Source organism: Mycobacterium paraseoulense, assembly GCF_010731655.1.
In the GTDB taxonomy this organism is placed as follows: Bacteria; Actinomycetota; Actinomycetes; order Mycobacteriales; family Mycobacteriaceae; genus Mycobacterium; species Mycobacterium paraseoulense.
Window position 1 is genome coordinate 1,687,583 of the sequence record NZ_AP022619.1, and the last position, 22,830, is coordinate 1,710,412.

Sequence of the window (22,830 nt, forward strand, 5' to 3'; positions counted from 1 at the left end):
GTTACTGTCCTCCGTCCAGCGCGATCGAACCGAGATGGGTGAAGTGGGCGGCCACCCGCGCTCCGGGGGGCACGCCGACCGCATCGGTCATGCCGCCGCTCAGCACAATCCAGCCGGGCTCGATTGCCAATCCGCGTTCGGCAAGAACGTTTGCCGCGAGTGCCAGCGCTTCGGCCGGATGGCCTTGCACCGCCGCGCCGGTCGCGCGGTCGACTAACTGACCATCGACCTCGAGACGGCAGGCCTCCTGCACCAAATCCAAAGCGTCGGGGGCCATGCCCGCCGACCCCAGGACGAACCGGCCGGAGGATGCATTGTCGGCGACAACGTCGGGCAGCGTGAACCGGAAATCCCGGTAGCGTGAGTCGATGACCTCGATCCCGCAATAGACCCTACCGACCGCGCTCAGTGCCTGCGAGGCCATGATGCCAGGGCCGGTGAGCCGTTCGGCCATGACGAACACGATCTCTGGTTCTGCACGGGGATGGATGAGCGCTCCCCGCGGAACGGGCGCGCCCGCCGGCAGCCTCATCGCATCGGTCAGCCACGCGACCAGCGGCACGTCGATGCCCATGCGGAGTTGCTTTGCACGCGATGTCAGACCAAGTTTCACACCGATGAGCCGCTCACCGCGCTCGATGCGGCGCCGCAGCGTTTCGTCTTGAACGCGGTAGGCGGTCGCCAGGTCGAGATCGCTCCATTCGTCGGTGAGCGGATCGCGGTCGGTCCGTGTGCTTTCGGCCTCCAGCAGTTCGCTGGCCGCCCACTCAACGGTGCAAGCGTCGTCCGTGCGGTTGCGGCTCACCGCGCTTGCCCCGACGGCGTGGGAACCCCGGCTGCCGAGCCGTTCTGGGCTTCGCGAGCCAGTTGGGGCTGTGTCACGGTGCGCTGGGTCGGGCCCAGCCACATGTCGATGGACCCGTCCTCCTCGAGGTTGAACGTCCGCGGCCGCCATGCCGCGTCGTCTTCGATGCGCCGGACGCCGAACGAGTATTCGTAGGTCAAGTTGTCGGGTCCGACGAAGTACACGAAGATCGCCGTCGACGTCGGATGGCGACCCGGCCCGTGCAAGATACGCACGTCGTTCCGTTGCAGGAAGCGCCAGTTGCGCATCACGTCGTCGAGGCTGTGCACCTGAAAGTTGATGTGGCAGAGCCCCGGCCCGGCGTCATTCTGAAAGAGCGCCAGCTTGTGGTGAACCGGGTCAATTCGCATCAGACATGCCGCATCACCGATCCAGTCGGAAACCTTGGCGCTGAACACGGTCGACCAGAACTCGTGCGCGGCTCGAACATCGGGAGCATCCAGACACAGGTGCCCGAACTCCGCGATTCCGGCCGCCGGACGCCCGAACTCGATGGGTCTAGCCAAGGTGCTCTGGTCGGTAACCAGTTCCACCTGGTTGCCGAACGGATCCTCGAAGGCGATGAACGCCCGCACATGTCGTTGCCGTGCTTCTTCGGCCGAACCACGCCGCACTGCGCATCCATACCGTGTCAGCTCGATCTCAGCGGCTTCCAGGGCCGCCTCGTCCTTCAGGGTGAAGGCCGAGGCGTGTACACCCGCCTGCGGGCTCTCGATTAGGGCCACGCAGTGGTGGCGATGGTCTGCTCGCAGATACGTCACCCCCGGTTCGCGCGCCACGGGCTCAAGACCCACGACGTGCACGGCGAATCCTTCCGCACGTTCCAGGTCGGTGACGCCGGATCGGACATAAGCAATGTCGTGCAGTTCGATCATCCGCCAAGCACCTCTTCCCCATACGGTCCGACGCCCTAACCGTCTGTTTCCAACATTAGTTTACTTGAACAATATTTATCACTCTGAACTATTCTAGACTATACTGACTGATGCACAATCGTCCACGAGATGGGCATCATGACCTTGGCGCGCACCAGAGTCGCGTCCCGAGAAAGAGGCGAGCACGTGGGAAGTGGGTCGAACCCTATGCAGTCTTCACTGGCTGACAACACCGAGGCCGTGGCTGCGCTGCTCGACCGCGACTGGCGCATGCTCATCGGCAGCACAGCCGCGGCAGCTCATGACGGTGCGACGATGGAGATCACGACACCGCACGACGGGACCACCATCGCGCACGTGCCCTGCGCGGGTGAAAGCGACGTCGCCGCCGCGGTATCGGCCGCCACGGCAGCCTTTACGCCGTGGCGCGACACCCCGCTTACCGAGCGGGCGCAAATGATCCGTGATTTCGCTGCGCGATTGCGCTCGCGCGCCAGGGACTTCGGACTGCTCGACGCCATCGACACCGGTAATCCCGTCACCGCCATGGTCGGTGACGTGATGATGGCGGCGCGCTGGCTCGATTATCACGCCGGGGTCGCGTTCAGCCTCGCCGGCGCCACGCTGCCCTCGATGACCCGCAGCTGGTTGCTGACCCGCAAGGAACCGTACGGCGTCGTAGGACGGATCATTCCCTACAACCATCCGATACTGTTTGCCGCCGCCAAAGTCGGCGCACCCGTGATCACCGGCAACACCCTGGTACTCAAGATTCCCGATCAGGCCCCACTTTCGTCGCTGCTGATGGCCGAGGTCGTGCTCGAGTCCTTCCCACCCGGGGTGGTCAACATCCTGTCCGGGCCCGGCGCGGTTACCGGCGATGCTCTGGTACGCCACCCCGCCGTCAAGCGGCTGGCGCTCATCGGCAGCGTCGAGACCGGGCAACGGGTCCTGGCGTCGGCGGCATCGGCGGGAATCAAGCACGTGACGCTGGAGTTGGGCGGCAAGAACGCGATGGTCGTCTGCCCGGACGCCGATCCGGCTGCCGTCGTCGAAGGGGCCGCGTTTGGCATGAACTGCCATTGGAGTCAGGGCCAGTCGTGCGGGTCGACCACCCGGCTCTTCGTCCACGAATCACTGCACGACCAGGTGGTCGCCGATCTCAGCGACCGGCTCAAGTCGATCCGTATCGGGCACCCGCTCGACCCGCGTACGGAGATGGGTTGCCTTGTCTCGCAAGCGCAATACGACAAGGTGATAGGGTACATCGAATCGGCGCACGAGGATGGAGCGCGTCTGGTCACCGGCGGCGGCAGACCTGACGGTGAAGAATTCGAGAACGGCTGCTACGTCGAACCGACGATCTTCGCCGATGTCGACACGTCGATGAGGATCGCGCGCGAGGAGGTCTTCGGGCCTGTGCTTTCGGTCTTCCGCTGGACGGATCTGGACACCGTGATCGAACAGGCCAACGAGCTGCCATTCGGACTCACGGGTGCGGTGTGGAGCAACGACATCACCACCGCGATATCGGTGGCCGACCGGCTTGATACCGGCTACGTCTGGATCAACGGTTCCGGCAGTCATTTCCTCGGGGCACCGTTCGGCGGACACAAGAACAGCGGTATCGGGACCGAAGAGGGCATCGAGGAGCTGGAAAGCTATCTGCAATCCAAGACCGTCAACATTCCGCTGCGGTGAAAGGAGGTCCGATGCCCCGATCTGCTCGCACGCCGTCGTCCGTCGCCGAACAAATTGCCAGAGCGGCCGAACTGGAAGGCCCAGAATTCGACCCTACGGTTCTGGCGTTGACCCTGACCATGTTTCGTACCGCGACCGCTTTCGAGCGAGCTCACGCCGCCGAGCTGCTGCCGCATGGCCTCAACACCAGCCAGCTGAACATCCTCACCGTGTTGGACCGCGCGCCCGAGCCTCTGACGATGGGGGCGCTGGGGCAGGCCGTGGCGGTGCGCCCGGCGAACCTGACCGGCGTGGTCGATGGACTGGTGGAGCGGCAGCTCCTCGAACGGATCTCAAACCCCGATGATCGGCGTTCGTTTCTGATCCGGATCAGTAGCCAGGGACGCGCGTTCCTGCGCAAATTTCTGCCGGGACATTGGACGTATCTGCAGCAACTGATGGATGGGCTCACCCAGAGGCAGAAGCAACAGCTTCGGGCGCTGCTGGAACGTTTCTTTGATTCGATCGAGGCGAACACCCCCAATGGTGTGAACCCCGATTCCTTGGCGGGCCGTGGTCGGTCGGGTCGGGCGAAACGCGTGGCCGTGTCGTGACGCTCGGTGCCGCGCGGCCCGACAGGCCGCACATCGTCGATGTGCATACGCATGGCCTGCCGCGCTATCTCCCGAATTTCACGAACCGCTTCGGTGGTTCATGGCCTGAACTCGTCCAGACTGGATCGTGCACAGCCGATATCCTGGTCGGCGGCAGGCACTTCCGGTCAATCACCGATCATTGCTGGGATCCGCAGCGGCGACTGGAGGACATGGACGCCGACGGAGTCGCAATGCAGGTGGTCTCGCCGATCCCCATCACGTTCTCCTATGGTCTGAACCATGAAGGTGTGGCGACTCTGTCGCGCATCCAGAATGAGTGGATCGCCGGTCTGGTTCGCGACCACCCGTCCCGATTCGCCGGGCTGGGTACCGTGCCACTACAAGATCCAGCGCGGGCTGCCGAGATGGCCGTCGCCATCGTGCGCGACCTCAAGCTGGCCGGCGTGGAGATCGGATCCAACGTCGGCGGCCGTAGCCTCGACGACCCTGCGCTCGAGCCGTTCTTCGCCGCCTGCGCCGAAGAATCCGCGTTGATTTTCGTCCATCCGTGCAATGTGCTGGGCGCCGACCGGCTGTCCAAACACGGGCTGGCGCATTCGATCGGCATGGGAGCCGAAACCGCCGCGGCAGCGGCCTCGTTGGTGCTGGGCGGGGTGTTGGATCGCCACCCGGGTCTGAAGATTCTGCTGGCCCACGGCGGAGGGGCGTTTCTGGGCCTGCTGTCGCGGATCGACCGGATTTGGGAGTGCCTTCCGCAGGCCGGAGATACTAGTGACCGGCCGTCGTCGTATGTGGGTCGCTTCTACTACGATTCGCTGGTCTTCGACCCGGATGCGTTGGCGGCGCTGATCGCACGGGTCGGTGCCGAGCGGGTGGCCATCGGCACCGACTACCCATTTATGATCGCCGAAAGGCCAGCGGGTGCAGCGCTATTCGCCGCCGGACTCATCGAAGCGGTGACCACCTCGGTGACTTCGACCACCGCGACCACAATCCTGGGGCTGAGCCAGGACCGCGTAGGGTCACACCCGCGCTGAGCTCACCGTCGACGGGACGAACACCTCGTCATAGGCGAGCACCCGGTCGGTGAAGCCTTGGTGATGGGCATAGGTCAGCAGCGCATCCAGCGTGGCAGCATTCTCGGCCACACCGTTGCGGAACGGGTCCCCGAAGACCGCGGCTTCATCCTGCGCGTACGCCGACTCCCAGATCAGGGAACTCGTGGACACCGCCGTGTCGAGCAGCTCGCGCTGGACGGGTCTGCGTGCCGCCTCGAACGCGTCGACCAAGTTGTTCGCCAACCAGGGATGTGCCGCGACGAGTTCGCGTTTCACCACCACCACGTGCATGATCGGAATGATCGCTGTGGCTTTGAAGTACGCACGTTCCGCACTGCGAAAATCCGGCCATAGTCGGGTGATCCGCGGATCGCACCGCAAGAAAGCCGACGGCGTACGCGCGGTGATCAATGCGTCGATGTCGCCACACAGCAGTTGGTCGGTCAGCGTCTCCATGTCACCTATGCGGGTGACATCGAAACCGTCGGGTGGTGTGACCGGCGACTTCTCCTGTCGGCCCGGCTGCTCCAAACCTCCTGTCCGCCAATGGATCGAGGTCAGCTCCACGCCATAGTGCTCGGTCAGGATGCCACGCATCCACAGTGACGCCGTCATACTCCACTCCGGGGTGCCGATGGTCCGGTTCCCCAGGTCGTTGACTGCGGATATGCCGGCGTCCGCGTTGAGGTACACCGAGGCGTGCCGAAAGGCGCGGGATACGAACACCGGAATGGCGATGAAGGGCGGGTCGGGAGCCTTCAACGTCGACAGGTATGCGCCCATCGAGTATTCCGCGACGTCGAATTCGGCGAACCGTCCCTGCCGCCAGAACAAGTCCTCGATGCGCGTATGCAGATACCGCAGGCGCACCCCTTCGGGACGCACCTGGCCGGTGTAGAGACGCAGGGTGCGGTCGTAGAGCTCTCCACCGTAGGTCAGTTCGAGCGGTTGTGGCATGTCATCTGCTCTTCATTCTCGTTGCACGAAGCCTAAGTCGAGGAGGGCGCCGCGGCGGTCGTGAGCGGCAACAGCTCGAGCTGCTCCACCGCCGCTGCGGCGGTTGCCTCGGAGCCGACCATCGTGCGGCACATCAAAAGTGCTTTGGGCCAGTTGACCGTTACCGCGCCTCGCAGAATGCCCGACTTATCGCCGAACACTGCTGCGGCGCGGGGCTTCTCGCAACCCAGGCCGCCGATGATTTTCAGCAGCGCCGCCCGGGCGGGCCGCCCGGCGATCTGAATCTTCCAGTCGTACTGATCGCTCCAGACGTACTCGGTCGGTGTGTAAGGCCGCAGGTGGTCGGGGTGGACGATGTTGTGCGCAACGCATGCGGCCTGGTCGGCCGCGTTTGTCCAATGCTCGACCCGGACGTCTTCGCCGTGCCGAAGGTGATGCCAGCGAGTCACGTCGCCGACGGCGAAGACGCGACCGTCATCGACTGCGCGGCAGAATTGGTCGCATACCACGCCGTTGTCGATCAGAAGCCCCGACGACGCCAGCCAGGAGTCGTTGGGTACCGCGCCGATCCCGACGATCACCGTTGCGGCCGGTAACACCTTGCCGTTGGTCAACGTGACCCGCAGCGCCCCGGCGACGCCGTCGACGGCTTCGACACCGTCGCCGAACCGCGTCCGCACGCCATGACGATGGTGAAGATCGGTGAACATCACCCCGAGCTCGTCGCCCACGATGCGGCCGATCGGTGCGTGGAGCGGGTCGACGATCGTCACGTCGCGGCCCGTCGCGCGCGCGGTCGCGGCGACTTCCGCGCCGATGAATCCGCCTCCGACGACCACTACCGGGCCGGACATCGAGTGCAGGTCGCGGGCGAGCCGCCGGCTGTCGTCGAGCGTGCGGACGACGTGCACACCGGACTCCACCGGCCATGGCGCCGGTCGTGCGTGTGCGCCGGTGGCGATAACCAGGACGTCATACGGAACGGAGGAACCGTCGGCAAGAAGCACTGTGCGGCTTGCGATGTCGAGGCGTATCGCTGGGCTGCCGAGCCGCAGCTCGATGCCGGCGGTTTGTGCGGCGTCGGCGGTCAGGAGTCTCACCCTGTCCTCGTCCCACACACCGGTGAGGAACTGCTTGGACAGCGGTGGCTTGTCGTAGGGCAGTTCGGCTTCCTCGCCGATTATCAAGATGCGGCCGCTAAAACCCTGAGATCGCAGGGCGCGGGCGGTGCGCACCCCGGCGACCGACGATCCGACAATGACGGCAGTCGAGCTGGGTTCCATCGTCGCTCCGTGTGGTTCTCCGGACGCGGTCATTGCCGCTTCCTCGGTGCTGCGGCGACACGCATTCCGCCATCGGAGTGCACGACCTCGCCGGTGAGGCCGCGCGCCCGGTCGGATGCGAGAAAGACGTAACCCCAGGCGTGGTCCTCCGCGGACAGCGCGACGCAAAGTGGCACCCGCTCCGCCAGTTCTGCACGACGAGCCGGCGTGTCGGGCACACTGCGTTGGGTTGATCCGAGACTCGCCATACCGCGCAGATCGGTGCCCACGGTCCCGCCGGGGGCGACGGCGTTGACACGGATGTCGGGCGCCAAGTCATGTGCCAGCGCTATCACCATTCCACGGACGGCGAATTTCGATGCGACGTAAAGGACGCCACCGCGACCGGGATAGTAGGAGGAGGTGGATTCAGTGAGAACCACGACCGGGTGCGCGGAGCGATGTAACTGCGGCAGCGCGGCTTTGACCGAATGGAGGTGGCTCTTGACATTGGTGCGGAACATCTCGTCGAACGCGTCGTCGATGAGATTGGCGTCGAGGTCCTCGATGCTGCGGTAGAAGTCGAAGATGCCAACGCAATTGACGAGGATGTCGAGGCCGCCGAACGCGTTCGCCGCGGCGGCAACCGCGCGTTCGTTGGCGACTCGGGTGGCCGCGTCGCCTGTGGTCACGACCACGTCGGGAAGCTCCGACGACAAGGTGGCGCACTTCTCCGGGTCACGCTCGAGGACCGCGACGCACGCGCCCTCGGCCAGGAACGCGTCCACAACGGCCCGTCCGATCCCGGATCCGGCGCCGACGACGAGCGCGGATCGGCCCTCGAGCCAACCGGTCATGTTTGCTCGGCCGAGGGGTCGGCGGAGGCATCGGCAAGCAGCGATCCGAACGGCCGGCTGATCATCGCCGAGAATGTCGCGGTGCTCTGCCGAGTCAGCGCCTCAAGTTCCAGCGGGCACAACAGCACCTGATCGCCCGACTTGTTGGACTCGATGAGCAACCGCGCCCCGTTGCGGGTCTGTACACGCGACACACGCACCTCGGCGAACTCGTTGGCGATCGTAATGGGTTCACCGACAACCTGAAACGGGGCTTCGATCATAGGAAGATCGCCAAGTTCTGCATCCGGATCACCGACTCGTCGACCAGGATGGTGCGGCGGGCCAGCTTCCACCGGCCTTCCTCTCGGCGGAGCAGGTCCTCGCGGCCCGCGGACAGGAATGCTCCTTCCCGGACGTCACCCCGGCTGCGGAACAGCAGCAGCGCCGAGTCGACCACGAGGCAGTCCGGGTCCGCGGTGGCAAAGCTGCGCACATTCGACAGGTGATGCCGCAACCGCGACGGCGGATCCTCCGTCCATGCGTGTTCGGTCAGGAACCGGGCGACCCTGCGGGACAACGAGTATTTGTCCTCGTCGAAATGTGCCATGCCGGGGCTGGTGTCGTATCCGGCGTGCAGCGCTGTGGTCACCCGCACCGGCATCAGGTAGTGAATGTCGTCGGCAAGCAGGTCAAGCCATTCGGTGTAGGCCTGCGCGTCGAGTAGGTAGGTCTCGTCGACGAGCCAGCGGTGCGCCTCGAGGTGGCGGTCGTCGTCGAAGCGCAGACTGTTACCCATGCGGGCGGTCCGCGGCGCTGTCGCGCCGAGGCGCGAGGCACCCGAATGGCTTGTGTCGGTTGTCATGACCGGCCCCCCGACTCCAGGTCATCAGCCCAACGCCGCAAGAACTCTCGCTGATTGAACTCGCTGTAACCCTTGCGCGCGATGCCCGGGCCGGAAAAGCACTCGCGGGATAACGGCGCGGTGAGTTCGGTGCCGTCGTCCAGCAGCCCCATCCTGCTGTTGAGCAGTAGCCGGCGCGCCATGGAACCGGCGGCGGTGTTGGTCAACGACACCCAGTTCTCGACGTCGTCCTGCTCGAACATGCCGGTGCTGCCGAAGCACATCAGATAGGCCTTGTAGGACAGCGCCTTGAACTCCTCCGGCGCTTGCGCATCCACGGCGAACCAGGACAGGATTTCGGTCTCGTCCTCGGCGATCGGCTGCCACTGTCGCAGCGTGATGAAGGGCAGCACATCATCTGAATCGGCGACTTTCGGCCAGTTGTGCACGAGGGCGAGGTTGGGGTACAGCGACGCGGCGCTGAACATATGGCCGTCGCGACCGATCACATCGAGTTGAGCGGCTGACCACGAGCTTTTCATCCGACCGATCATCTCGTCGGTATAGCCGACGTAACGCAGCCGCTCACACAGGGATCCGTCAGGGAGTTTATAGGTGGTGCCCCCGCCACTGCCCGCCCAGTAGATCACTCCTTCCTTGCGCTTCTGGGCACTGGGCTCACGGAACAGACCGATCTCGACGACCGAGGTGTGCGTGTGTGGCGTGTGGTACATGTCGCCGGCAAAATTCTCAGCAGCGATCTTCCAATTCGCCTTGATGCGCCAACGCTGCGGGCCATGAAGTTCGATCCCACTGCCGCTCTGCTTGGTATAGAAGTCCAAATAGAACCGGAAGTCGCCGAGGTAGTCATCAAGCGGCGGTGCATCTTTGGCTAGGTTGATGAAGATCAGCCCGTTGTAGATGCCGAGGTTGGGCGCCGGCAGCAGTCGCTCCCCCTTGCGCTTGAACCCGGCTTCGCCACCATAGGCTTCCTTGTGGAACGGTAGCCCAACGATCCTCCCGTCGTTGCGGTAGGACCAGCCGTGGTAGGGGCACCGGAAATGCGAGGCGTTACCCATTTCGGCGCGGCAAACCTGCATGCCGCGGTGCAAGCACATGTTGAAGTGCGCTTGCACACCTCCTTCTTCGTCACGGACGACGATGAACGAGTCGTTGAGCACGCGGCGCACGACATAGTCACCGGGCTGGGCAATCTCGGATTCGTGACCGACGAAGATCCATGCCCGGCTGAAGAGTCGCTCTTTTTCAAGTTCGAAAATCGCGCGGTCGTTGTAGATGTGCGCCGGAATCATTCCGCGCCGCACATCGTCGAGCACGCTGCGCAACTGTGTCATGACGATCCTCTCCCACCCTCGCTTGGGTAGTTACAGCGCCTTGAGCGCGCCAACGAATTCACTAGAGCCCCAGTGACCGGGCGATGATCACCTTCATGACCTCGCTGGAGCCGGCATAGATGCGCGAGACGCGGGCATCGGCGTAGGCACGGGCGATCGGATACTCCATCATGTAGCCATAGCCGCCGTGCAGCTGTAGGCAGCGGTCGATCACGCGGCCCTGCAGCTCGGTGCAGAACAGTTTGACCATTGCCGCGTCGGAGGCCGATAGCTCGCCTGCCTCGTGGGCAAGCAGCGCGCGGTCCAATAGTGACTGGCCCGCCTCGATGTCGGTCGCGCAGGCCGCGAGCTCGAATTTGGTGTTCTGAAATCCCGAAACCGTCGTTCCAAAAGCCTTGCGGTCCTTGGTGTAATCGACCGTGTCGTAGAGCGCCTTAACTGCGGCGGCCTGGCTGTTGATTGCGATCGAAAGTCGCTCCTGGGCCAGGTTCTCCGCCAGGTAGGCGAACCCACGGCCTTCTTCGCCGAGCAGGTTTTCGACGGGCACCGCGACGTTTTCGAAGATCAGCTCTGCGAGATCCTGGGATTTCAGTCCGAGCTTTTCCAGTTTGCGGCCCCGGGCCAGCCCGGGGCTGTCGCCCTCGATGACGAGCAGGCTCATACCCGCTCGACCGGCCCCGGGATCCGTCTTGACCGCAGTGATGATGAGATCGGCGTTTGCACCGTTGGAGATGAAGGTCTTCGACCCGTTCACGATGTAGTGGTCGCCGTCACGAATCGCGCGCGTGGCGATCGCCTTCAAGTCGGAGCCGGCCCCCGGCTCGGACATCGCCAGTGCCGACACCGCTTCACCGGACACCAGTCGCGGCAGCCAGCGGCTCTTCTGTTCGGCGTTCGTTACCCGCAAGAAGTACGGCATCGCGATGTCGGTGTGCATCCGCAGCCCGCCTAGTGCGATTCCCGCACGCTGGGATTCCTCGGTGAGGATCACATTGAAGAGGAAACTGTCCTGTGCGCCCCCGCCGAACTCCTCAGGGACTTGAATCCCGAGCAGCCCAAGCTTGCCCGCGGCAATCCAGAAATGACGCGGCGGCGCGCCGGCGCGCTCCCAGTCGGCGTACTCGGGCACCACCTGCTCGGCGTAGAACCCGCGCACCGTGGCGCGGAACGCCTGGTGGTCATCGGTGAACAAGCCGCGTTTCACAGCAGCCTTCCTGACGACTGCAAAATCGGGTTCACCGGGCTTTGAAACATATCGAATAAATAAAACACTATCCGTAGCTTATGTTCAAGCTGCGGTCAGCATGGCATCGACCGCCGGGCGTCGCCAGTGGTGATACGTCAGCACTCCGCGCTGGCAACGCGGGGGATTCAACTTCGCTGCGGCGGTGTCGACCGCCCCCAACCGGCATTCCGGGTCATGTACTTGAGCAGGGGCATCGCTCGGTACGGCAACGGCGTTGTAAGTGCCAATGTGGTGGTTGAGTGGACGACCCCGGGGATCACGACGATTTGTTCGATGAGTTCCTGCAAGCCGGCCTGGGTCTGCGTGGCGACGCGGACCAGGAGATCTTCGCGCCCAGTGGTGATATGCACCTCCAACACCTGAGGTATCGCGGCGAGCGCGTCGAAGATTGACGAGAGCCGGCCCTGCTGGACCTCGAGACCGATGAACGCCTGGGTGGCGATTCCAGCTTGCTGCAGATCCACCACTGGCCGGTAACCGGTCACGAGGCCACCGTCCTCCAGCCGTCTCAAACGTGACTGCACGGTGTTGCGCGAAATGCCGAGGGTCGACGCCAGCTCGACAACACCCCTGCGCGCATCACGCGCGAGCATCTCGAGCAGTTCGACGTCGAGCCGGTCGATGCTGAGCAGTTGATTCACCTCACCTGGTCGCAGGAGTCGGCTGCTGAACCATCAGCTCAGCTAATCCGGTTCTAATTGATCTGATTATGCATAAAGTGCAGTATTAGTTCTACTCATTGTATTCCGTAAACGAACGTGACCCGATCTTGGACGGTGTGGAAGCTATGACAGAACTGCAAGCGGCGGAGCCGATGGCGATCGCCGACAGCCTCGCGTCGCGTTACCGGACGTCTTCGGGACCGGTTGTGTTGACCGGCGTTCAGGCGATTGCTCGACAACTGGTCGAGCAGCGTGAACGTGACCGCCGCGCCGGCCGCCACGTCGCTACTTTCGTCTCCGGGTACCAGGGCAGCCCCCTGGCGGGCCTCGACCAGCTTCTGGCCGGTCAGCACGCGCTGCGTGCTGATCACCATGTGCATCTGGTGCCCGCAGTCAACGAAGAACTCGCGGCGACGTCAGTCTGGGGAAGTCAGCTCAATCTTCCGTCGGGGACCCGCTACTACGACGGCGTCATCGGCGTCTGGTATGGCAAGGGACCGGGGCTGGACCGCGCGAGCGATGCACTGCGCCACGGAGCATTGTATGGTGCCAACCCGGCGGGCGGCACGCTCGTCTTGGTGGGTGATGATCCCGCCTCGAAGTCGTCGAGCGTGCCCGTCGCGAGCGAAAGGTCAATGGCCGCATTGTCCATGCCGATTTTCTTTCCCCGCAATGCCGAGGAGATTGTCGCTTTCGGGATGTACGGCGTCGCGCTGTCTCGTGCCTCGGGCTGCTGGTCGGCGATGAAGATCGTCGCCGATGTCGCCGATGGCGTCTGGACACTGGACCGCGACTTCGCCAACTTCGGCATCGCGACCCCGACCATTGAATGGGACGGCCGCCCCTGGACATATCGTCAGCGCATCTGCGCCGCACCACCGGATAGTCTCCTGGCCGAGGCCGACCTCTACGGGCCGCGCTGGGCAATGGTGGAAGCGTTCAACACCGCCAACGAGATCGACAGCATCGAAATAGACCCTCCGCAAGCGTGGCTGGGCATTGTGGCGGTCGGCACCGCATACGACGCCGTCCGCGAGGCGCTTGCCAATCTCGGCTTGGGTGACATCGATCTTCTACGTGCCGGGATCCGGATTCTCCGCGTCGGAATGCCCTACCCGCTTGGTTCGGACAAGTTGCGCCGCCTGGCCGACGACGTACAACAGATCCTGGTGGTAGAAGACAAGACAGCTTTCGTTGAAATGCAAGTCAAAGACATCCTTTACGCGTGTAGCGGCGCACCAGTAGTTTTCGGTAAGCGCGGCCCAGATCGCCGTGCGCTGATACCGTCGGATGGCGAATTGACCGCCGCGCGCCTATTGGGCCCGCTGCGACAGGTCTTGAAGGACCGCGTGGCATTGACGATTTCTCCCCCACCCGCCCTCGAGCTCACCGTCTTGCCCACCCCGCGCACTCCGTATTTCTGCTCAGGCTGTCCGCACAACCGATCCACCGCGGTACCGGAAGGTTCCCTTGCCGGAGGCGGGATCGGATGTCACACGTTGGTCACGATGTCTTCGCGTGCCGATTCTCAGGTCACCGGGCTGACGCAGATGGGCGGCGAAGGCGCACAGTGGATCGGACAGGCGCCATTCACTGACGTCGAGCACATTTTCCAAAATGTGGGCGATGGAACGTATTTCCACTCCGGGCAACTCGCAGTGCAGGCTTGTGTGGCTGCTGGGGTCAATATCACGTACAAGATCCTCTACAACTCCGTCGTTGCGATGACCGGAGCCCAAACCGTTGAGGCAGGGGTGGCTGTTCCCGAGCTAACCCACAAACTGCTTGCCGAGGGGGTCACCAAAATCATCGTTTGCGCAGAAGAAGCGGAAAGGTATGCAGGCGCCACGTTGCCCAAGAAGGTGCTGCTATGGGATCGCGACCGCCTAGATGAGGCACAACGTGTTCTTCGCGAAATCAAAGGCGTCACCGTTCTGATCTACGACCAGCAGTGCGCGGCCGAGGCACGACGCAAACGCAAGCGTGGCAAGCTGCCAGCTAAACGCACCCGTGTGCTCATCAATGAGGCGGTTTGCGAAGGTTGCGGTGACTGCGGAATAAAGAGCAATTGCCTATCCGTGCAACCGGTCGACACTGAGCTGGGTCGCAAAACCCGCATCGACCAAACAACCTGCAATACCGACTACACGTGCCTCGACGGCAACTGCCCGTCATTTGTCACCGTAGAAGTCCCTGAGTCGACCGCGGTCAAATCGGCGCTGGAGCTACCGATTCCGCCAGAAGTCCCCGAACCCATACATCCACCGATCGTAGGTGATTACAACGTATTTCTGGCCGGCATCGGCGGTACCGGGATCGTGACCGTCAATCAGGTGCTCGCAGTGGCGGCATTGCGCGCGGGACTACACGCCAACGGGCTCGACCAGACAGGCCTGAGCCAAAAAGCCGGCCCGGTAACGTCCCATTTGCGCCTCAGCACCGGTGCGGCGTCGGGGTCAAATCGCGTCAGCCCGGAGTCGGCCGATTGCATCCTCGCGTTCGACCTGCTTACTGCTGTCGATGCCAGGAACATCGGATACGGCAACCCCAACCGCACAATCGCGATTGCCTCGACCAGCAAGACACCCACCGGTGACATGATTTACAACAGCGCAATCGAATATCCCGCCGACGAGACGTTGTTGTCACGATTGGATGTTCGGACCCGCTCTTTGGTTTCCTTCGATGCCCTGGCCATCGCTGAGCGCCTATTCGGCAACACCACCACCGCAAACTTTCTCTTAGTGGGGGCCGCGTACCAAGCCGGAGCACTCCCCATCAGCGCCGCCGCGATCGAAGAAGCGATCTCCATCAACGGAGTCGCGGTTCAAGCTAACCGCTTGGCATTCCACTGGGGGCGCGTGGCCGTCGCTGAGCCGGAGTTCTTCCAAAGCGCAACAGCCCCTGCAGCTGTCTCGTGCAACAACTCGGCCGCGTTACCCCGGCGACTACTCGCCGCCTGTTCTGTAACCGGTACAACACGAGACGTGCTGGAGCACCGCAGCGCAGACCTCATCGCATACCAGGGCGAGCGCTTGGCCAGTCGGCTAATCACTCTGACTCAAAACGTATGGTCGCAGGAGCGCGCGATCACCGACCGCACCGAACTCTCTGGAGCTGTCGTGCGCAACTTCTTCAAGCTGCTTGCCTACAAAGACGAATACGAAGTCGCGCGCATGCTCACTGACCCGGCATTCCTGGAATCGGTGACGACACAGATACCCGGGGCTAAAGGGCTGACCTACAAGCTGCACCCACCGATCTTAAAAGCCCTTGGCCGCAAGAAGAAGATCAGCATGGGACCCCGCGTGCACTTCGCGCTGCGGCTGCTCGCAAAGGGAAAGCTCCTACGCGGTCACCCTTTCGATCCCTTCGCGTATACGCGGATCCGGCGTATGGAGCGCAAGCTGATCACCCACTACGAGTCATGCCTAAATGAACTTCTGGCCACCCTCACTCGCGATAGCTACGACAGGGCTATAGCCATCGCCTCGGCCCCCGACCTGATCCGCGGGTACGAAGAGGTAAAGATGTATAACCTTCGCCGCTATGTAGCCCGGCTACGCGAACTTGAGATCGACACGTCGATACTGTCAGCCTGACAGCCCTTGATGAGGTCCGCAGCAGAACGGTCCTGGTTCAAAGTGAACCGGCGTGTCGGAGACTCCACTTCTTGGGAAGGTTGGAGTCATGTCAGGGAGTACGTCGAGGCGTTACCCGCCCGAGCTGCGGGAGCGGGCGGTTCGGATGGTCGTCGAGATCAGCGATCAGCACGATTCGGAGTTGGGCAGCGATTTGCGAGGTTGCCCGGCCAAGCAGGCTGCGACCGAAACCGAACGTGACCGCAAAATACCGGCCCTTGCTTTGGGGCACCAACAGTCCGGATCGCGGAGGTTTCGCTGATGCGTGCGGGCAGGGAGAGGAACCCGTCTTGGCCGCGCGTCCTGGCTCCGCGGGCCATCGCGGCCGTTTAGCGCTCCATCCCACAGCCGCCAGACAAATCGCCAAATAAGGTTAACGTTTATCCTTGGCCGTACTGGGGTGCCGCTGGGCCTATACCACCAGGTCAAGGACGCATATGCCGAACCTGAAGCCATGGCTGGCCCACCCATTGGCAGATCAAAATACGGCCAAATGTATATTTGGCCGTACATGGTCAGTAGGCCTTCATCGCCCCAGGAGATCGTCGACGTTGCAGGAACCGTTGCCACTAGAAGGAACCACCGTGGTCAGCGTTGAGCAGGCCGTCGCCGCGCCATTCGCGACCCGGCAACTGGCAGACCTGGGTGCCCGGGTGATCAAGATCGAGCGGCCCGACGGCGGCGACTTCGCTCGCCACTATGACGAGACGGTGTTGGGCCAGTCCAGCTACTTCGTGTGGCTCAACCGGTCCAAGGAGTCCCTTACTATCGACCTCAAATGCGCAGCGGGCCGGGCAATCTTGGAAGCGCTGTTGTCCAAAGCCGATGTGCTAGTGCACAATCTGGGCCCAGGGGCCGCGGGGCGGATCGATCTGGATGCCGACGCGGTAGCCCGACGTCACCCGAACATAATCGTCTGCAGCATTTCGGGCTATGGCGCCGTCGGCCAAGACGCCCAGCGAAAAGCCTACGACCTGCTGGTGCAGGGCGAGTCTGGCCTGCTGTCGTTGACCGGCACGCCGTCATCGCCGGCCAAAGTCGGCATTTCCATCGCCGACATCGCCGCCGGAATGTACGCCTTCAGCGGCATCCTGACGGCGTTGCTGCGCCGCGCGAAAACCGGTCAGGCCGGCCCAGTCGAGGTGTCGTTGTTTGACGCCATGGCCGAATGGATGGGTGCGCCAATGTATTACAGCCACTACAGCGGCCGTCAACCAGCCCGCTTTGGCGCCCAGCACGCCACGATCGCCCCATACGGCCCCTTTGAAACCGCCGACGGCTCCATACTGCTGGCAGTTCAAAACGAACGCGAATGGGCCAGCTTCTGTCGAATCGTGTTGGCGCTGCCCGAACTAGCGCACGATGAACGCTTCGCGAGCAACTCCGCCAGGGTGGCCCACCGCGACGAGTGCAATGCCATCATCGCCGACCGATTGTCCAAGCTGAAGACGATCGATGCCCTCGCCCTGCTGGAGGAAGCAGCCGTCGCCACTGCATCGATAAACTCGGTCGCGGACCTCATCGCGCACCGATCCTTGACCCAACGGCACCGTTGGGGTGAGGTGGACACCCCTAACGGCCCGATACGCGCACTGTCGCCACCTGCGACCTTGTCCGGTGTCCCGGTGGTGCTGGGACCCGTGCCAAGCCTAGGCCAGCACACCGATTCAGTCCTCACCGAATTGGGTTACACCAGTGAGCAAATCGTCCACCTGCGCACCTCGCGCACCGTATAAACCCTTGCGAAGAAAGAACCACCATGGCGTCTTTAACCGAAGAAGAGGAACTGCTCATCAAGACCGTGCGGCGCTTCGTCGACCGCGACGTCAAGCCGGTCGTCACCGAACTCGAGCACGCGAACACCTACCCGGACAAACTTATTGAACAGATGAAGCGGATTGGCATCTATGGTCTCGCCATACCCGAACAATACGGTGGTGCCGAGGTCTCGATGCCCTGCTACGTGCACGTCACCGAAGAACTCGCCCGAGGCTGGATGAGCCTGGCCGGTGCGATGGGCGGACACACCGTCGTGGCTAAGCTGCTGTTGGATTTCGGCACCGAGGAGCAGAAACAAACCTATTTGCCGCCCATGGCAACTGGCGAATTGCGCGCCACCATGGCCCTCACCGAACCCGGCGGTGGGTCTGACCTGCAAGCCATGACGACGACCGCATCGCTGCTCGACGACAACTACGTCATCAACGGAGCCAAGACATGGATCAGCAACGCTCGCCGTGCCGGCCTCATCGCCTTGCTGTGCAAAACAGATCCCCAAGCAAAGCCCCCTCACACGGGCATGTCAATTCTCCTTGTGCAGCATGGGCCCGGCCTCGAAGTCTCCCGCGACCTACCAAAGCTCGGCTACAAAGGCGTGGAGAGCTGTGAGTTGCGCTTCGCCGACTACCGGGCCAGCACAGACGCCGTTCTCGGCGGCGCCACCGGCAAAGGGTTCAGTCAAATGATGAAAGGCCTGGAGACCGGCCGCATCCAGGTCGCCGCACGAGCGCTGGGGGTCGGACGCGCGGCTCTTGAGGACGCGCTGGCATACGCCCAAGTGCGCGAGAGCTTCGATAAACCCATCTGGAAACACCAGGCCGTGGGTAACATGCTGGCGGACATGGCCACCAAACTTGCCGCCGCGCGCCAACTCACCTTGCTGGCTGCTGAACGCTTCAACAGCAACCAGCGCTGCGACATGGAAGCGGGAATGGCAAAACTGTTCGCCTCCGAAGCCGCCATGCAGATCGCCTTGGACGCGGTGCGCGTCCACGGCGGGTATGGGTATTCCACGGAGTATCCCGTCGAACGCTATTTCCGCGACGCCCCGCTGATGATCGTGGGAGAGGGCACCAACGAGATCCAGCGCAACGTCATTGCCACGCAACTCATCGAGCGTGGCGTCGATGCCATCTGACGGATCGACCGCGATCCCGGCGAGCGGCTAATACCCTCGAGACGATGACACTCAGCCGATCAGACAGCGGACCGGCGTACCGGCAAGTCGCCCGCGACCTGCGCGCCCAGATCACCTCCGGCCGCTACTCAAACGGCGAGCAATTGCCTACAGAATCCGAGCTCTCGCAGTCTTACGGATTGAGCAGGCAAACAGTTCGGCATGCGTTTTCCGAATTGGTTGCCGAGGGCCTGGTCTACCGAGTCCCGGGCCGAGGCACGTTCGCCGCAGAGGGCAGGGCAGGCCGCTACCTGCGCCAACTGGGTTCAATCGAAGACCTGATGTGTCTGTCCTTAGACACCACCATGCGGGTCGTCAGCCCACTGCAACGCTGCATTGACATCGAAGCCGCGGGCCGATTGCGCCTCGAATCCGACGCCCAGTACACGATCGTGTTTATACGACTGCACGACGACGTCCCCTTCGTCGTGACAACCGTTCACCTCACTCCCCCGTGCGCCCAACTTCTAGCAGACGCCCCCGAACTCAAAGCCGACGCTGTCAGCACGGCGACCGTGATCGGATTGCTCGATCCCCGCCTGGACCGGCCTATTACCCAAGCGGCGCAGTCCATTACGGTGGCGCTGGCCTCTGACCAGGTTGCAGCCGAACTGCGCTGCCCCCTCAGCCATCCCGTCTTGCGGGTGGACCGGCTTTACTCCAACGACCTCGGTGAACCGGTCGAATTATCGATTAGCTACTTTTTGCCCGAGCACTACACCTACCGCGTGACACTACGGCGAGATTCTGTATCGCTGGCAGGCTCGCACACACCCCGCCAACTCCACCACGACGGCGCCTAACGACTGGCCTGTTGTAGTAGTGATAGGTCCGCCGGGAATCCGGCGGCAAGCTCCGCACCTGAGACGTCCGCATGGCCCCCGGTCTACCACTTCGCACCGACCTCTGCCCTATCTCAGGGCCGTCACGATTCCAAACTGGCCCGTTGAGCGCCGATCCGTGCCTGCGGCACGCAGGCCACACACACTAGATCAAAACAGATAAATTTATACACGGTACGGGTTGACTTGAATCTCCGTGGAGGTGACCCTGGGATCCCAGTCCGGACTATGACGTCAGCGATGAGCTTGAATTCGGGGTCTCCTGGGCCGGTTGCCCACTGAGTCCTCAAATCATAGAGTCTCCGAACTATGGCCAGACAAACCGCGATCAGCGGCAGCACGCCGAACATGCGCTGAAAGCGAAGCGACTGTCGCGGCAAAACATCACGATCGTGCCCTAGCTGGATCTGGCAGTAGAGCAACTCGGCCGCACACTACCAGCCGCCGCCAGCGATGGTCGCACCTGTCATCGGCGAGCGCACTTGCGCAAATGCCTTCGGGTCACGACGCTGCCCACACCCCACATCACCCGACCTGACAGGTGCCAACACGCTGGACACGACCCCGATTCGACGCAGCGCCCGACGCCCCAAATAGAGCGCCCGCCAGCAGATCAGTAAAGAGTGTACTATATGCGTCACGCCAGTAGCGCTCGGTATCGACACCGCGTACTCGCTCCGCAGCGCAAAAGTCACATCTCACAAAGGAGAGCGTCGCCGCCATGAGCCACTTCGACTACATCATCGTCGGTGCCGGTTCGGCGGGATGCGTCCTGGCGAACCGGCTGTCTGCGGATCCCGCTAACCGAGTGCTGCTTGTCGAGGCCGGCCCGCGCGACCGCAGCCCATTGGTGCGTATTCCGAAGGGTTTTGGGAAGCTCGTCGGTCATCCCACCCTCGCCTGGCATTATCCCGTGCGGCCGATCGGCCCGTCCCAGCTGGTCGAGCAATGGACGCGCGGTCGCATGCTTGGCGGATCAAGTGCCATCAACGGCATGGTGTACAACCGGGGAGCCGCAGCCGACTACGACACCCTGGTGAAGCTCGGCAACCCTGGCTGGGGATGGAACGACATTCTGCCCATCTATCTGCAGATGGAAAACCATGGGCTCGGCGCAGCCGCCACCAGAGGTGTCGGCGGCCCACTCGATGTGTCCGTCGACGAACACCTCCCCGCCATCTGTGCCGAATTCATCAGCTCGGCCGCCGGATTGGGGATGACGATCACCGACGATCTCAACGCCGACGACTCGTGCCGGGTCGGGCCGGCGACCCGGACCATCAAAAACGGGCGCCGGATCAGTTCTGCGTGGGCGTTTCTGCGCCCGGTCCGCAAACGCCCCAACCTGACGATCTCGGTGAATACACAAGTCACCGGAGTGGTATTCGAGGGCGATAAGGCGACCGGCGTCACGGCCGTCGCAAAAAACATGCCGGTCACATTCACTGCCGGTCGCGAGGTCATCCTGTGCCTTGGCAGCCTGGCGACGCCAAAGCTGCTGCAGCTGTCCGGGATCGGTGATTCTGCCGAACTGCGACGCCTCAAGATCGACACCATTGTCGACAGCCCCAACGTCGGGCGCCGGATGCGAGAACACCGTTGTTGTGCGGTTCAATACCGGCTCAAGCGCGACGTCGGATACAACCGGAAGTTGGCAACACCGCTGGCACAAGCGCTCAGTGGCATAGAGTATCTCGCCACCCACAAGGGGCCGATGTCTACCTCGGCATACGACGTGCTGGGCTTCTTCAAGACGTCCCCCGATAAAGACCGTCCGGACGCTCAACTGCTCATGGCGCCCTTCTCCGCCAAACCGCTAGAGCCCGGACAAGACGTCGGCGTGGAGCGCCAACCGGGCCTACAAGTGATCGGGTTCATCTCTCGGCCCGACAGCGAAGGCTCAGTGACGATCACATCCCGCGATCCCAATGCGCCGATGGACATCGACCCCAACTTCTATGCGACTCGGCACGATCGGGACACGATCACGGGCCTGTTCCGCACCCTGCGCACCATCTTCGAGCAGTCGCCCATCGCCGACGAGATCGTTGAGGAAACGCGGCCCGGACTTGAAGTGATTTCCGATCAGGAGATCATCGACGCCTCGCTCGATCAGGGCTACTGCGGCTACCACGCCGTGGGCACCTGCGCCATGGGCTCCGCCGACGATGATGTCGTCGACGCGACACTGCGGGTGCGTGGAGTCGACGGTCTGCGCGTCATGGACTGCTCGGTCATGCCGACGATGGTGTCGGGCAATCTAAACGGGCCGGTGATGGCGATGGCCTGGCGGGCTGCAGACCTCATCCTCGCCGACCGCTGACGCGGCGGGTATCAATGGAGGCGCTCGCCGAACACGCCAGCAGCCGCCACCGATCTCCGCCGGAAGACTTCCGCTGGTCGCGGCGGCTCGCTGCTTGATCGCATTCGGGATACTGATCGTCTCCCAAGTCGGTACGGACCGACCGACAGGCAGCGACTCGATGCTGCTGGCCAGGCCAACGCCCACCCACGGCTGAATCGCCTTTCGCTCGGCACCGGCACGAGATCGTCGTCGCAGACCACGCCCCAAACATCGCACACGCGGCGAGGGCCGACCCCAGAGGCGGTGCACGAGCGCACCGCAATGCGCTATATGGTTTAGATGATAGGGCCGCCAATGAGTTTGGAACGCGCCCAGCGACATCGAGCATGGCTTCACCGACACAAGGAGTTCGCATTGACCCAGCAGGTTTTCAGCGGCGCATCGGCCATCGTGACCGGTGGTGCGGGCGGGCTGGGGGAGGCCACCGTTCGGCGGCTTCACGCCGACGGTCTCAAGGTTGTCATCGCCGACCTAGCCGACGACAAAGGCCATAAGCTCGCCGACGAGCTTGGTGAGGGGACAGTCTTCGTCAACACCGACGTCGCAAACGACGACAGCGTCGCTGGCGCCATCGCTAAGGCCAGCGAACTCGACACGCTCAGGTACGCCGTCATCACCCACGGCGGCTTCGGTGGTCGCCCCGAGCGGATTGTGGGCCGCGACGGACAATCCGCACCCCATCGACAATGCGCAGCGATCAGGCCGGGGTGGCCGCCCTCATCGGCACCAACGGGCGGCCACCACTCCAAATAGATCCCCCGCGGGGCGG

At 63.2% G+C, this 22,830-nt stretch carries 18 protein-coding genes and 1 pseudogene; 9 read left to right on the top strand and 10 right to left on the bottom strand.

All coding sequences use genetic code 11. The annotated features are described in order from the left end of the window. Position 1: 1 nt before the first annotated feature. Both G6N51_RS07700 and G6N51_RS07705 read right to left on the bottom strand, forming a co-directional pair. On the bottom strand, positions 2 to 805 hold the full coding sequence (locus G6N51_RS07700; RefSeq protein ID WP_197747114.1) for a 2-keto-4-pentenoate hydratase: 804 nt from the start codon (positions 803 to 805) through the stop codon (positions 2 to 4). Further along, positions 802 to 1,740, bottom strand: coding sequence for a VOC family protein (locus G6N51_RS07705; RefSeq protein ID WP_163750668.1), 939 nt, complete (start codon positions 1,738 to 1,740; stop codon positions 802 to 804). The genes G6N51_RS07700 and G6N51_RS07705 overlap by 4 nt, the downstream gene beginning before the upstream one ends. Positions 1,741 to 1,947: 207 nt before the next feature. Here G6N51_RS07705 and G6N51_RS07710 point away from each other — a divergent pair, with 207 nt between their 5' ends. The 3 genes from G6N51_RS07710 to G6N51_RS07720 are packed head-to-tail and all read left to right on the top strand — an operon-like array spanning position 1,948 to position 5,074. Continuing rightward, positions 1,948 to 3,441: an aldehyde dehydrogenase family protein gene (locus tag G6N51_RS07710; RefSeq protein WP_083173130.1), complete on the top strand. Its 1,494-nt coding sequence runs from the start codon at positions 1,948 to 1,950 to the stop codon at positions 3,439 to 3,441. A gap of 11 nt (positions 3,442 to 3,452) precedes the next feature. Then, positions 3,453 to 4,034: a MarR family winged helix-turn-helix transcriptional regulator gene (locus G6N51_RS07715; RefSeq protein ID WP_083173129.1), complete on the top strand. Its 582-nt coding sequence runs from the start codon at positions 3,453 to 3,455 to the stop codon at positions 4,032 to 4,034. Positions 4,035 to 4,075: 41 nt separating this feature from the next. Then, positions 4,076 to 5,074, top strand: a complete 999-nt coding sequence (locus G6N51_RS07720; RefSeq protein WP_232078537.1) for an amidohydrolase family protein — start codon at positions 4,076 to 4,078, stop codon at positions 5,072 to 5,074. On the opposite strand, the gene G6N51_RS07725 is transcribed toward G6N51_RS07720, so the two are convergent. The 8 genes from G6N51_RS07725 to G6N51_RS07760 all read right to left on the bottom strand — a co-directional run bounded on the left by G6N51_RS07725 (position 5,060) and on the right by G6N51_RS07760 (position 12,227). Beyond that, on the bottom strand, positions 5,060 to 6,052 hold the full coding sequence (locus G6N51_RS07725) for a substrate-binding domain-containing protein (protein WP_232078262.1): 993 nt from the start codon (positions 6,050 to 6,052) through the stop codon (positions 5,060 to 5,062). The two genes, G6N51_RS07720 and G6N51_RS07725, sit on opposite strands and share 15 nt — an antisense overlap. A 32-nt stretch (positions 6,053 to 6,084) precedes the next feature. Further along, entirely contained in the window at positions 6,085 to 7,335 is a 1,251-nt protein-coding gene (locus G6N51_RS07730; protein ID WP_083173128.1) for an NAD(P)/FAD-dependent oxidoreductase, read from the bottom strand. 29 nt (positions 7,336 to 7,364) lie between these two features. Beyond that, entirely contained in the window at positions 7,365 to 8,171 is an 807-nt protein-coding gene (hcaB, locus tag G6N51_RS07735; protein ID WP_083173127.1) for a 3-(cis-5,6-dihydroxycyclohexa-1,3-dien-1-yl)propanoate dehydrogenase, read from the bottom strand. Beyond that, positions 8,168 to 8,434: a hypothetical protein gene (locus G6N51_RS07740; RefSeq protein WP_083173126.1), complete on the bottom strand. Its 267-nt coding sequence runs from the start codon at positions 8,432 to 8,434 to the stop codon at positions 8,168 to 8,170. Before G6N51_RS07740 ends, hcaB begins: the two co-directional genes overlap by 4 nt. After that, the gene (locus G6N51_RS07745) at positions 8,431 to 9,015 is read right to left on the bottom strand and encodes a 3-phenylpropionate/cinnamic acid dioxygenase subunit beta (RefSeq protein WP_083173125.1); all 585 of its coding nucleotides are present in this window, start codon (positions 9,013 to 9,015) and stop codon (positions 8,431 to 8,433) included. The genes G6N51_RS07740 and G6N51_RS07745 overlap by 4 nt, the downstream gene beginning before the upstream one ends. Continuing rightward, positions 9,012 to 10,349: an aromatic ring-hydroxylating dioxygenase subunit alpha gene (locus G6N51_RS07750; protein ID WP_083173124.1), complete on the bottom strand. Its 1,338-nt coding sequence runs from the start codon at positions 10,347 to 10,349 to the stop codon at positions 9,012 to 9,014. The genes G6N51_RS07745 and G6N51_RS07750 overlap by 4 nt, the downstream gene beginning before the upstream one ends. Positions 10,350 to 10,410: 61 nt before the next feature. Further along, on the bottom strand, positions 10,411 to 11,553 hold the full coding sequence (locus G6N51_RS07755; RefSeq protein WP_083173123.1) for an acyl-CoA dehydrogenase family protein: 1,143 nt from the start codon (positions 11,551 to 11,553) through the stop codon (positions 10,411 to 10,413). A 167-nt stretch (positions 11,554 to 11,720) separates the two neighbouring features. Beyond that, a complete protein-coding gene (locus G6N51_RS07760) occupies positions 11,721 to 12,227 on the bottom strand; it encodes an Lrp/AsnC family transcriptional regulator (RefSeq protein ID WP_083173195.1) in 507 nt (168 codons plus the stop codon). Between the two features lie 155 nt (positions 12,228 to 12,382). On the opposite strand from G6N51_RS07760, the gene G6N51_RS07765 reads away from it, so the two are divergent. From G6N51_RS07765 to G6N51_RS07790, 6 genes and pseudogenes are all read left to right on the top strand, one after another. Further along, the gene (locus tag G6N51_RS07765; protein WP_163750669.1) at positions 12,383 to 15,859 is read left to right on the top strand and encodes an indolepyruvate ferredoxin oxidoreductase family protein; all 3,477 of its coding nucleotides are present in this window, start codon (positions 12,383 to 12,385) and stop codon (positions 15,857 to 15,859) included. A 602-nt stretch (positions 15,860 to 16,461) separates the two neighbouring features. Continuing rightward, positions 16,462 to 17,634, top strand: a complete 1,173-nt coding sequence (locus G6N51_RS07770; RefSeq protein ID WP_264052738.1) for a CaiB/BaiF CoA transferase family protein — start codon at positions 16,462 to 16,464, stop codon at positions 17,632 to 17,634. 23 nt (positions 17,635 to 17,657) lie between these two features. Then, on the top strand, positions 17,658 to 18,815 hold the full coding sequence (locus G6N51_RS07775) for an acyl-CoA dehydrogenase family protein (protein ID WP_083169289.1): 1,158 nt from the start codon (positions 17,658 to 17,660) through the stop codon (positions 18,813 to 18,815). A gap of 44 nt (positions 18,816 to 18,859) precedes the next feature. Then, complete coding sequence (locus tag G6N51_RS07780) at positions 18,860 to 19,657, top strand: GntR family transcriptional regulator (protein WP_083169291.1); 798 nt, start codon at positions 18,860 to 18,862, stop codon at positions 19,655 to 19,657. Between the two features lie 760 nt (positions 19,658 to 20,417). After that, complete coding sequence (locus G6N51_RS07785) at positions 20,418 to 22,019, top strand: GMC family oxidoreductase (RefSeq protein WP_083169293.1); 1,602 nt, start codon at positions 20,418 to 20,420, stop codon at positions 22,017 to 22,019. 396 nt (positions 22,020 to 22,415) lie between these two features. Further along, a pseudogene (locus tag G6N51_RS07790) lies at positions 22,416 to 22,736 on the top strand (SDR family NAD(P)-dependent oxidoreductase); the annotation flags it as partial. Positions 22,737 to 22,830 lie beyond the last annotated feature (94 nt).

Coding starts and splice junctions, on each gene's coding strand:
- G6N51_RS07740 (WP_083173126.1), bottom strand. CDS start 8,434: ATGATCGAAGCCCCGTTTCAGGTTGTCGGTGAACCCATTACGATCGCC.
- G6N51_RS07710 (WP_083173130.1), top strand. CDS start 1,948: ATGCAGTCTTCACTGGCTGACAACACCGAGGCCGTGGCTGCGCTGCTC.
- G6N51_RS07745 (WP_083173125.1), bottom strand. CDS start 9,015: ATGACAACCGACACAAGCCATTCGGGTGCCTCGCGCCTCGGCGCGACA.
- G6N51_RS07785 (WP_083169293.1), top strand. CDS start 20,418: ATGAGCCACTTCGACTACATCATCGTCGGTGCCGGTTCGGCGGGATGC.
- G6N51_RS07715 (WP_083173129.1), top strand. CDS start 3,453: ATGCCCCGATCTGCTCGCACGCCGTCGTCCGTCGCCGAACAAATTGCC.
- G6N51_RS07750 (WP_083173124.1), bottom strand. CDS start 10,349: ATGACACAGTTGCGCAGCGTGCTCGACGATGTGCGGCGCGGAATGATT.
- hcaB (WP_083173127.1), bottom strand. CDS start 8,171: ATGACCGGTTGGCTCGAGGGCCGATCCGCGCTCGTCGTCGGCGCCGGA.
- G6N51_RS07780 (WP_083169291.1), top strand. CDS start 18,860: ATGACACTCAGCCGATCAGACAGCGGACCGGCGTACCGGCAAGTCGCC.
- G6N51_RS07775 (WP_083169289.1), top strand. CDS start 17,658: ATGGCGTCTTTAACCGAAGAAGAGGAACTGCTCATCAAGACCGTGCGG.
- G6N51_RS07730 (WP_083173128.1), bottom strand. CDS start 7,335: ATGGAACCCAGCTCGACTGCCGTCATTGTCGGATCGTCGGTCGCCGGG.
- G6N51_RS07725 (WP_232078262.1), bottom strand. CDS start 6,052: ATGCCACAACCGCTCGAACTGACCTACGGTGGAGAGCTCTACGACCGC.
- G6N51_RS07705 (WP_163750668.1), bottom strand. CDS start 1,740: ATGATCGAACTGCACGACATTGCTTATGTCCGATCCGGCGTCACCGAC.
- G6N51_RS07765 (WP_163750669.1), top strand. CDS start 12,383: ATGACAGAACTGCAAGCGGCGGAGCCGATGGCGATCGCCGACAGCCTC.